Source organism: uncultured Phenylobacterium sp. (assembly GCF_902826855.1).
Lineage (GTDB): Bacteria > Pseudomonadota > Alphaproteobacteria > Caulobacterales > Caulobacteraceae > Phenylobacterium.
Genome location: NZ_CADEGK010000354.1, coordinates 1 through 2267, shown reverse-complemented (window position 1 = coordinate 2267; position 2267 = coordinate 1). Strand labels below are relative to the sequence as shown.

The 2267-nt window shown below is 67.8% G+C and carries 4 protein-coding genes; all 4 read right to left on the bottom strand.

Annotated features, from left to right (window positions below; translation table 11 throughout):
* Positions 1 to 476, bottom strand: a 476-nt coding sequence (locus QZV94_RS24670) for a squalene/phytoene synthase family protein (RefSeq protein WP_293683063.1), incomplete at its 3' end; no start/stop codon positions are given.
* Between the two features lie 75 nt (positions 477 to 551).
* Positions 552 to 1169, bottom strand: a complete 618-nt coding sequence (locus tag QZV94_RS24665) for a urate hydroxylase PuuD (RefSeq protein WP_293683061.1) — start codon at positions 1167 to 1169, stop codon at positions 552 to 554.
* Between the two features lie 57 nt (positions 1170 to 1226).
* A complete protein-coding gene (locus tag QZV94_RS24660; protein ID WP_293683059.1) occupies positions 1227 to 1586 on the bottom strand; it encodes an MTH938/NDUFAF3 family protein in 360 nt (119 codons plus the stop codon).
* A gap of 4 nt (positions 1587 to 1590) precedes the next feature.
* Positions 1591 to 2267 (bottom strand): protein translocase subunit SecF (secF, locus tag QZV94_RS24655; protein ID WP_293683057.1); only part of this gene is annotated, 677 nt, incomplete at its 5' end.

Sequence of the window (2267 nt, the reverse complement as noted above, 5' to 3'; positions counted from 1 at the left end):
CGCGACAGCGCCCACATGGCCGACCAGCCGCTTGGGAAGGTGTTGTCGATGGGGGCGCCCTCCAGCATCGCAATGGCGAGCGTGGCGGCCGCGCCCGCCGTTCCGAAGGCGAGTGACATGGCGTCGGCCTTGTTCATTGGCGTCGCATCGAGCTCGCGGTAGCGGGCGTCGATCATCGCCTCCAACGGCTCGCGCGGCAGTTCATGCCGCTGGATCACGCCCGCCAGCGCCTGCGCCGTCGGATGGGCTCGGACCGGACGGCCCTCGTAGGCCTCGTCCAGCACCTCACGCCACCAGGTCAGGCGGATCTCGCCCAGCAGCGCGTTGGAGGCCACCTTCGGGGCGCGGGCCAATTCGTGGTCGTAGGCATAGAGGGCGATGACGTCGGCGCGCAGACCCGGGTCGCCGATGAACCGGCTGGAGAGCCAGCGGTCGGGGTCCATGCGCCGGATCAGGTCGTCGAGGTCGTCGCTCATGAGTTCGCGGCCAGTGGGATCTTTCAACGAAAAAGGCCCGCCACGCGGCGGGCCTTATCGCCGATCAGGGCGACCCTAGCCGAAGAGGGTCTGCGTCATGGTCATCGATGTGAGCATCGGGATCGACAGCAGGAGGTTGGTGCGCGAGCCAAGCATGGCCATGCGCGCCGCCTTCGCCTTGGTGTCGGCGTCGGCCTCGACGATGCCCAGGGCGCGCTTCTGGTTCGGCCAGATGATGCCCCAGACGTTGAGCATCATGATGATGCCCAGCCACATGCCGACGCCCAGCAGGGCGTAGCGGTTGTCGCCGACGCCATAGCCGCCGAACAGCCCGAAGGTCAGGGCCTCATGCGCATAGTCCGCGCCGCGGGCGTAGGCGACGAACACGCCCATCACCACCGTCACGACGGCCGCCCAGCGGAACCAGAACAGCGCCTCGGGGGCGATGTACTTGGAGACCGCGGGCTTCAGCTCGGCCGGGATCTCCGGCATCTTCCGGATCTGGACGAAGTTGAAGTAGTAGAGCAGCCCGATCCACAGGATGCCGAAGAAGGTGTGCAGCCAGCGGAACACGGCCTGCCAGAAGGCGGCGTCCGTCCCCTGCGGCCCTTGCGTGTAGGCGCCGACCATCACGAGCGCCAGGATGACGCTGACGATCAAAGTGTTGCGGAAATTGGCGAGCAAACCAGCCATGTGACGTCCCTCTGAGTCCTACCCTTGGACTCAGGTATAGGGCGTTTCGCCGCAGGCTCAAACCGCGATCAGGGCGGCCGCCAGGCGGCGGCCCTCGGCGGTGAGCACGTTGTACAGCCGTGCCGCGGCGGGGGTGTCCATGAACTCCAGGCCAACACCGACGGCGCGCAGTCCGTCGCGCACCTCGCGTGGCGGCAGCGCGTTTCGGGCGCCCGTCCCAAGCAGCACGAACTCCACGTCCGCGCGGCCCGCAGCCAGCACCGGCTCGAGGTCGGCCAGCGTCAGGTCGGCCAGGGCGCCGACCGCCCAGCCGCGCGGCTCGTCGCGCAGGATCAGCAGGGAGCCCTCGTGCCGGACGCCATCCAGCCGGAATCCGCCATCGCCATAGGCGTCGATGCTGGGGGCGACGCGCGCCAACAGGCTAGGGCCGGGTGCTGGCCGGCTTCAGCGGAACCGCCGGGTCGTCGTTCCGCTTCACGCCCCAGAGCAGGATGATCGGCAGGGCGACGTAGACGGACGAATAGGTGCCGATGACGATGCCGAACACCATGGTGGCCACCAGCGGGAACAGCACCGGGCCGCCCAGGAAGAACGCCCCGGCCAGCGCCAGGATCGCCGTCGTGCCGGTGATCAGCGTACGCGAGAGGCGCTCGTTCTCGGAGCGGTTGATGACCTCGCGCAAGGGCGTGACCTTGTACTTGCGCAGGTTCTCGCGAAGCCGGTCGAAGGTGATGACCTTCTCGTTCATCGAGTAGCCGATGACCGTAAGCAGGGCTGCGATCGAGGTCATCGAGAACTCGATCTGCGTGATCGACAGGAGGCCAAGCGTCAGGGCCACGTCGTGGAACACCGCCACCACCGCGCCGAGGCCGAACTGCAGCTGGAAGCGGAACCAGATGTAGATGAGCATCAGGACGAGCGCGATCCCCAGGGCCATGAACCCGCTGCGCAGCAGCTCGCCCGAGACCTTGGCGCCGACCACCACGGGCTGCTTGAACTCCATGCCCGGGAATCTCGCCTGCAGGTTGGCGCGGACCTTCTCGGAGGCGGCGATCGAATTGTCGTCGGTGCGGAAACGCAGGCCCGCCAGCTCGGGGC

Coding starts and splice junctions, on each gene's coding strand:
- QZV94_RS24665 (WP_293683061.1), bottom strand. CDS start 1,169: ATGGCTGGTTTGCTCGCCAATTTCCGCAACACTTTGATCGTCAGCGTC.